This window comes from Actinophytocola sp. NPDC049390 (assembly GCF_044466355.1).
In the GTDB taxonomy this organism is placed as follows: Bacteria; Actinomycetota; Actinomycetes; order Mycobacteriales; family Pseudonocardiaceae; genus Actinophytocola.
Genome location: NZ_JBITMQ010000018.1, coordinates 39,481 through 46,353, shown reverse-complemented (window position 1 = coordinate 46,353; position 6,873 = coordinate 39,481). Strand labels below are relative to the sequence as shown.

6 protein-coding genes and 2 pseudogenes are annotated in these 6,873 nt (G+C 68.6%); 3 read left to right on the top strand and 5 right to left on the bottom strand.

The genetic code is table 11. The annotated features are described in order from the left end of the window. Nucleotides 1-102: 102 nt before the first annotated feature. The 4 genes from ACIBVP_RS38350 to ACIBVP_RS38335 all read right to left on the bottom strand — a co-directional run bounded on the left by ACIBVP_RS38350 (nt 103) and on the right by ACIBVP_RS38335 (nt 3,156). Nucleotides 103-900, bottom strand: a complete 798-nt coding sequence (locus ACIBVP_RS38350; protein WP_396111400.1) for an ESX secretion-associated protein EspG — start codon at nt 898-900, stop codon at nt 103-105. 7 nt (nt 901-907) lie between these two features. Continuing rightward, nucleotides 908-2,200: a PPE domain-containing protein gene (locus tag ACIBVP_RS38345; RefSeq protein WP_396111399.1), complete on the bottom strand. Its 1,293-nt coding sequence runs from the start codon at nt 2,198-2,200 to the stop codon at nt 908-910. A gap of 5 nt (nt 2,201-2,205) precedes the next feature. Continuing rightward, nucleotides 2,206-2,454 (bottom strand): hypothetical protein, encoded by a 249-nt coding sequence (locus tag ACIBVP_RS38340; protein ID WP_396111398.1) that lies wholly within the window; start codon nt 2,452-2,454, stop codon nt 2,206-2,208. A gap of 270 nt (nt 2,455-2,724) precedes the next feature. After that, a complete protein-coding gene (locus tag ACIBVP_RS38335; RefSeq protein WP_396111397.1) occupies nt 2,725-3,156 on the bottom strand; it encodes a DUF1707 domain-containing protein in 432 nt (143 codons plus the stop codon). A 221-nt stretch (nt 3,157-3,377) separates the two neighbouring features. On the opposite strand from ACIBVP_RS38335, the pseudogene ACIBVP_RS38330 reads away from it, so the two are divergent. The 3 genes and pseudogenes from ACIBVP_RS38330 to ACIBVP_RS38320 all read left to right on the top strand — a co-directional run. After that, nucleotides 3,378-3,731 (top strand): annotated as a pseudogene (locus ACIBVP_RS38330) (transposase family protein); the annotation flags it as partial. Continuing rightward, nucleotides 3,712-4,227 (top strand): annotated as a pseudogene (locus tag ACIBVP_RS38325) (ISAs1 family transposase); the annotation flags it as partial. The pseudogenes ACIBVP_RS38330 and ACIBVP_RS38325, both read left to right, overlap by 20 nt. Then, a complete protein-coding gene (locus ACIBVP_RS38320) occupies nt 4,119-4,583 on the top strand; it encodes a transposase (RefSeq protein WP_396111552.1) in 465 nt (154 codons plus the stop codon). The pseudogene ACIBVP_RS38325 and the gene ACIBVP_RS38320, both read left to right, overlap by 109 nt. Before the next feature lie 427 nt (nt 4,584-5,010). Here the strand turns inward: ACIBVP_RS38320 and ACIBVP_RS38315 are convergent, their stop codons facing one another. After that, nucleotides 5,011-6,768 carry a biotin carboxylase N-terminal domain-containing protein gene (locus tag ACIBVP_RS38315; protein ID WP_396111395.1) on the bottom strand — a complete coding sequence of 586 codons (1,758 nt, stop codon included), beginning with the start codon at nt 6,766-6,768 and terminating at the stop codon, nt 5,011-5,013. Nucleotides 6,769-6,873 lie beyond the last annotated feature (105 nt).

Genomic DNA, 6,873 nt, shown 5'->3' with positions numbered 1-6,873 from the left:
GTACGTACCGCTGGGTCCAGGCGGGTCAAGATCGGCACGGGACCGGCATCTCGGCATGTTGGAGAGCGCGACTCGCCATGTTCCTGAGCGTGACTCGCGGGGTTATGGGTGTTCTTCGTGGAGTTCTGTCAGGTGTTGTAGTAGGCGGCGGGGGGCGGCTGGGGAGATCGTCGTCCAGGGTTCGGTGTCTTCGGATTCGCGGCGGACCTGGAGGTAGCGGCCTGCTTCCGTGTCGAAGAAGCTGATCACGCGGGGTGTGCGGACGCGGCGGCCCCAGCGGTCGCGGTGTGCGCTGCCGTACTGGCCGCGGTTGACGATGTCGCCGATCATCTCCGCCAGTGTCTGCGCGTCGGAGGCGCGCACGCCGCGGTTGCGCAGCGCGACCGCCAGCTCCTCCTGCTTGCGTGCCTCCTTGGCGGCGGCTTCGAAGTCGGCCGTCGGCAGCGTGATCGACTGGCCGGGGCCCGCGGCAGCGGGCGGCAGCACAGACAGCGCGAATCGCGGCAGGCCCGTCGCGTCCGCGGGACGTAGCGTCAGCCTGCCGTTCGCCAACACCGCCAGCACGGCCTCGTCACCGGTCGCCGCTGCCAGGAGCCGCACCTCGCCGCCCAGCCACAGCCTGCCGTCGATCTCCCGGTCCGGTCTGCGCAGCAGCGACAGCAGGTGCGTCAGCCGCGGGTCCGCGTCCACGGGCGAGCCCAGGCCGCGGCCCGTGAGCCCGTCCCACACGCCACGGACGATGCGCTTGCGCTCCTCGTCCGTGCGGCCTGGCGACGGGACCCGCAGGACCAGCGGCATCTGGGCGACGCCGTGGTAGTGCTCCCACAGCACGTCGAACTCGAGCGTGCTGATCTCCACGGGGTCGGTGTCGACCCCGCCGATCGTGCTGCCGATCGTCATGCCGTGATTATCGGCCGCCGTCGCCGATCACCGTGGGCGGAAGCTTGTGTTCCTCGTCCAGGATCGAGACGGACTCGGTGACCTCCGCGGACTCCCGCAGGTCGAACCGCCGCTTCGGGCTCTCGCCGACCGCCGGTTCGTCCGTGTCGCCGAACCACTGGCTGGACCCGATGGCGTCCATGCCGAACCGGCGGAGCACCATCTTCTCCTGCCCACCGGCGACCGGCCCGGACGTCGGCGCGATCGGTGTACCGGCACCCGGGTGGGCGCTGGCCGCCGCCTGGCTCGCCGCCGCGGCCTGCTGGAACTGCTGTTCGCTCGGTGGCAGGGCCGCGTTCGTCGGGGTCTTCGGCGGCACCGGGCCGTGCCCGCTGCTCGACCCGGCGGCGGGGCCACCGGAGCTGCTCCGGTTGTTCGACGACCGCTCCTGCGGACCGCCGCTCGTCATGATGCGCGGCGCGAGAAGCGGCTCCCTGGACACACCCATCGTCTTGCCGGGCGCGGGCGGTGCGGGCGGTGCGGGCCGCCGCTCCTCCCAGTGCGCGGACGAGCCGCCGGTCGACGGCCCGTGCCAGTCGTTGCGCGGGTTACCACGCCAGTCGTTGTGGTGGTGGTCGTGCCGGGGCGGCCCACCGTGACCGACCAGTCCGGACACGACGGTCGGCAGGATGCCGAGCAGCCCGCCGCCGTGGCCCTGGCTCATGCCGGTGTTCGGCAGCAGTTTCTGCGGCATGTCAAACGTCGCGAGCGAGGCCGTGGTGGTCTTGGTGTTGTTCTCGTAGGCGGCCATCACCTCGACGGCCCGCTCCTCCGCCGACGACGCCCCTGCCTCGGCGGGCTCGGCGTCGACCTGGGTCTGGAGCACCTGCACGGCGGGCGCGACCGTCGGGTCGGGCGCCACCGGTGGCACACCTTCTGGGGCGGGCATGTCGGCGCGTGCCTTGGCGATGTGGTCGGCCTGGTCCTCGACGGCCGTGCGCATGAGCCCGGCGCCCGCACCGGCGTTGGTGGCCCAGGCGACGGTGGTCGACAGCCGGTCGTACGCGGCGCCGGCGGCCCTGCCCTGCCAGCCGGAGCCGGTCAGGTCGAGTGCCTTCTTGAGGTCCTCGCCGATCTCGGTGAGGGTCGTGGAGATCTCGGCCCAGCGCCGCGACGGCGACGCGGACGCGGCAGCGCCCGGACCGTCGTGCAGCATCAGGTACAGCTCTTTGTGGGTGTAGCCGCGCCAGCGGGTGCCCTCGGCCGGGTCGCCGGTCGGCTGTGTCTCCTCGGGAGGCGGCGTGGTGGGGGTGTCAGGCATGGTGGTCAGCCCCCGTTCTTACCGACGCCGTGGACGTTGTCGCCGTCCGTCTTGGAGTACTGCTTGGCGGTCTTGTCCAGGTTCTGGACGGCCGCGTCCAGCTCGGTGCGGTACGCGCGCAGGGTGTCCACCGCGGACTGGTCAGACTCGACCGAGCGGTCGTTGAAGAGGATGGTCGCGCCCTGGCTGACCGGGTCCTTGGCCCACGCGTTGACCCGCAGCTCCGCCTCCGCCAGCTCGAGTTGGCGGTCCACCCTGGCGAGCGCGTCAGCGAAGGCCGAACGCAGGCCTGGCACCGCGTCCGGATCGACTCTGACGATGTCGTTCTGGGTACCCCCACCCCCGTGCTTACCTGGCACTCGGTTGCCCTCCCAACCAGATCCCCTGTGGTCGATCAACCATATCCAACACGGATGATCGGATTCGATGGTTCACCCAGTTTTTGTGAGATCTTTTTCAGGGAGTCTGGCAATCGGGTGATGGCCGGGCAATCCGCCGATCGGCTCGCGACCTTCGGCGGGGTGTCAGTAGCCGCGCTCGTGCCGCCACCTGCGCCGCTGGTCAGGGCCGCGGCGCTGGCCGTGCCACCGACCGTTCACGAAAAGAAAGAAGAGCAGAAGTGGCACGAAAAACCCGATCTTGAACACGACCAGGACCGTTCCGACGGCGAGGATCGCGGCGACGGGGATCGCGACGGGGGCGACCTTCTCGACAAACCCGCGCTCCCGTGGCACGACCGTGCCCCTCGGCTGCCCGAAGGCCGGCTTCGGCTCGGGCAGGTCGCCGAACAGGTCGAGCAGGTCGCCACGGGTCTTCGCGGTGGCGACCTTGGCGGAGCGCTCGCCGAACTCGTCGATGTCGAGCCTGCCCGCGGTCATGTGCTCGCCAAGCTTGGCGAGGGCCGCTTCCCGCTCAGCGTCGCTCACCCGGATGTCCGACGGCTGGTACTCGCTCACCCTTCGATCGTACGTCTGTAATCCGGTAATCAGCCGTGACGATTGCCGCGACCTGAGGGTTCTCTCAGACAGGCGAAGTTTTGGTGCCACCCCAGTACGTAACCTCAACCCCCACCCGATCCCGGCAGGGTTCCGTCAAAGTCGATTACCTGGATGAGAGCAGGCACGGTCGTCTAGTTGATCATGTGATTGTCGAAGTCGCATGATCGTGTGAGAGGGCCGTGCCTGCTGTGTCATCATTCCCGATCTCTGCTGTGTTTGATCGGCTGGGCCGTGTCACCGTGTGGTGTGCTGCTGACCTGCGGGAGTATTTGGGTCGGGTGGTTGATCCTCGGGATCGGCGGGGGATACGGCACTCGCTGGGTGCGATGCTGACGATGGCGGCGGTTGCGGTGGCCGCGGGTTCGCGGTCTGTGACGGCGATCTGGGAATGGGCTGCTGACCTGCCGCAGTGGGCGTTGAAGGCGCTGGGTGCCCGGTTCGACCCGCGGCAGGATCGGTACGTGGTGCCGGGTGAGGCAACCTTGCGTCGGGCGCTGGCCCGGGTGGACGGCGATGAGCTGGACATCGCAATCAGCGCCTGGATCACCCACCAGGCCGGGCCGACAGCAGTTGGGGTGGCGGATGCTGGGGGGGGTGGGGTGGGCGGCGATCGCGGTGGACGGCAAGACGTTACGGGGCACGGTGGGCCGCGCTGGCGGCGCCGGGGTGCATCTGTTGTCCGCGTTCACGCACCAGCGGGGAACTGTCGCGGGGCAACGACTCGTGCCGATCGGCAGCAGCGAGATCGCCGAGTTCCGACCCCTCCTAGCCGGTATCGACCTGACCGGGACAGTCGTGACCGCCGACGCCCTGCACACCACCCGCGACCACGCCATCTACCTGCGGCAACGCGGCGCCCACTACGCGTTCCTGGTCAAGAAGAACCAGCACCGCCTCCACACCCGGCTCGCCACACTGCCCTGGCCACAAGCCCAGCATCACACCACCACCGACATCGGACACGGCCGGCTCGAACAACGCGTCATCGAGATCCTTCCCGCCCCCACCGACCTCGACTTCCCCGGCGCCACGCAGGTCTTCCACATCACCCGCTACCGCACCAACCGCACCACCAGCACCCGCGAAACCCACACCTGCACCGGAATCACCAGCCTCACCCCGACCAAGCCACCCCCACCCAGATCACCAACCTCCTCCGACAACACTGGCACATCGAAAACCGGCTGCACTGGGTCCGCGACGTCACCTACACCGAAGACCACTCCCACCTACGCACCGGCACCGCACCCCGCGCCATGGCCAGCCTGCGCAACCTCGCCATCAGCGCACTCCGCCAAACCGGCTGGACCAACATCGCCCAAGCCCTCCGCCACATGTCCCGAGACACCACACGACCACTCACACTGCTCGGAATCCCCACATAACCAGCACAAACGACTTTGACGGAACCCTGCCCGATCCCGGCAGGGCTCCGTCAAAGTCGGGTTCGTGCAGGTCACGGCGTCCAAGCAAGGCAGAAGACGGGAACCCATGGTCTCCTGCACCGTCGGCCGAGGTTGACGACCTGGCCATTCTTGGAGACCTGTCGCCCAGGTGTCCTCAATAGAACGTTCGATCAGCGGTGCATCTACCGCCAAAACCAACTCTGACCAGCAGAAATGCGACTTTGACGGAGCCCTGCCCGATCCCGGGGGCCACCCGCCATGCCAGTCTACCGGTGCTCACCGACAGAACCGGCCGCGAACGGCGTTCCTGTGGATAACCGGTCGACCTGTGGACAACCCGGGGTTCGTCGTGATCGGTTGTCGGTGCCGGCCGTTACGGTGGATTTCGGGGGGCCGAGGGCCGCGCTCAGTCCTTCAGCTCGCAGAGCACGGTGCCTTGTGTGACTGTCTCGCCCTGGCCGACGTTGAGGCCGGTGACGGTGCCTGGTTTGTGGGCGGTGACCGGGTTTTCCATCTTCATGGCCTCCAGTACCACGATCAGGTCACCGGCCTGGACCGCTTGGCCGTCCTCGACAGCGATCTTCACGATCGTGCCCTGCATGGGTGCGGTCACCGCGTCACCCGAGGCCACCGTGGTCTTGCCGCCCGCCCGTTTCCGTGGCTTGGCGGCCGCTTTCGGCGCGGACCCGGTCGCCAGCCCCGCGGGCAGCGACACCTCCAGCCGCCGGCCGCCGACCTCCACGACCACCGTCTGCCGCTCACCCTCCTGCTCCTCCGAGGGGGCCGGGTCGGTGGGCGTGGGGAACGGCTCGATCCGGTTGTCGAACTCGGTCTCGATCCACCGGGTGTGCACCGTGAACTCCGCCGCGAACGCCGGGTCACGCACGATCACCCGGTGGAACGGCAGCACTGTCGCCATGCCCTCGACCACCATCTCGTCCAACGCCCGCCGCGACCGCTCCAGAGCCTCCTCACGGGTCGCGCCCGTCACGATCACCTTCGCCAGCAGCGAATCGAACTGCCCACCGATCTCCGTGCCCGACTCCACACCGGTGTCCACCCGCACCCCCGGACCCTCCGGCGACACGAACCGGGTCACCACCCCCGGCGCCGGCAAGAACCCACGCCCGGCGTCCTCACCGTTGATCCGGAACTCGATCGAATGCCCCCGCGGCACCGGATCAGACGTGAACCGCAACCTCTCACCCGCCGCGATGCGGAACTGCTCCCGCACCAAATCCACCCCGGCCGTCTCCTCCGACACCGGATGCTCGACCTGCAACCTGGTGTTGACCTCCAAGAACGAGATCGTCCCGTCCTGCCCCACCAGGTACTCGACCGTGCCCGCCCCCGAATACCCCGCCTCCCGGCAGATCGCCCTCGCCGAGGAATGAATCGACGCCCGCTGCTCCTCGGACAGGAACGGCGCCGGCGCCTCCTCCACCAACTTCTGATGCCGCCGCTGCAACGAACAATCCCGCGTACCCACCACCACCACGTTGCCGTGCTGATCGGCCAGCACCTGCGCCTCGACATGCCGCGGCCTGTCCAGGTAGCGCTCCACGAAGCACTCACCCCGCCCGAACGCCGCCACCGCCTCACGCACCGCCGAGTCGAACAGCTCCGGGATCTCCTCGATCGTCCGCGCGACCTTCAACCCGCGGCCACCACCACCGAACGCCGCCTTGATCGCCACCGGCAACCCGTGCTCCTGCGCGAACGCCACAACCTCCTCCGGCCCCCCCACCGGCTCCTTCGTGCCCGGCACCAGCGGCGCACCCGCCCGCATCGCGATATGACGCGCGGTCACCTTGTCACCCAGATCCCGGATCGCCCGCGGCGACGGCCCAACCCACGTCAACCCCGCATCGATCACCGCCTGCGCGAACTCCGCGTTCTCCGACAAAAACCCGTAACCGGGGTGTACCGCGTCCGCACTCGATCGTGCCGCCACCTCGATCAGCTTCTCGATGTTGAGGTAACTCTCCGCCGCCGTCGACCCACCCAGCGCGAACGCTTCGTCCGCCAACCGGACAAACAACGCATCACGATCCGGGTCGGCGTAAACAGCCACACTCGACACACCCGCATCCCGACACGCACGAACGACACGGACAGCGATTTCACCGCGATTGGCGATCAGGATCTTGCTGAGCTGGGGCACGCCCTTACTCCCTCACCGACGAAGCGGCACACTTGTTACTGGTGGGGAAGTTTACGGACCCTGTGCTGACATGGGGCGAGAGCAAGGTCACGGGGGTGGGGTGAC

What these genes read in the sequence shown, in the direction of transcription:
- ACIBVP_RS38345 (WP_396111399.1), bottom strand. Translation starts at nt 2,200, where the DNA reads ATGCCTGACACCCCCACCACGCCGCCTCCCGAGGAGACACAGCCGACC.
- ACIBVP_RS38350 (WP_396111400.1), bottom strand. Translation starts at nt 900, where the DNA reads ATGACGATCGGCAGCACGATCGGCGGGGTCGACACCGACCCCGTGGAG.